The sequence below is a fragment of the Ruegeria sp. N7 genome (genome assembly GCF_056531345.1).
Window position 1 is genome coordinate 1 of record NZ_JBQFLR010000060.1, and the last position, 528, is coordinate 528.

Sequence of the window (528 nt, forward strand, 5' to 3'; positions counted from 1 at the left end):
TGGTCTCGGTGGTTCTGGTCATCCCCGCAATTCTGGCTTTTGCCATCGACCGGATGGTTCAGTCCAAGCAGGTGGCGCTGCTGTCTGCGCGTTCGGTTCCATATCAGGCAACACCAAACCCAAAGACTGATCGCATATTCCTGATCTACTGCAGTTTGATCGGCCTGTTCATCGTTGGTCTTCTGGCCGTGTGTCAGTTTGCGGCGCTGATCAAGTTCTGGCCCTACGATCTGAGCCTGAGCCTCAAGAACTACCAGTTCGACAAGATGGATGGCGGCGGCTGGGGGTCGTATTTCAACTCGATCAAACTGGCTTTCCTGACGGCGGTGATCGGCACGACGGTTGTCTTCTTCGGGGCGTACCTGGTGGAAAAATCGAACGGCTTCAAAACCGGGCGGTCGATCTTTCAGATGTTCGCCATGCTGCCGATGGCCATCCCGGGCATGGTTCTGGGACTGTCGTATATCTTCTTCTTCAACAACCCGTCCAATCCGTTCAATGCGATCTACGGCACCATGGCGATCCTGG

The 528-nt window shown here is 55.1% G+C and carries 1 pseudogene; it reads left to right on the plus strand.

Annotated features, from left to right (window positions below):
* Window positions 1-528 (plus strand): annotated as a pseudogene (locus ACR0ES_RS20190) (putative 2-aminoethylphosphonate ABC transporter permease subunit); the annotation flags it as partial.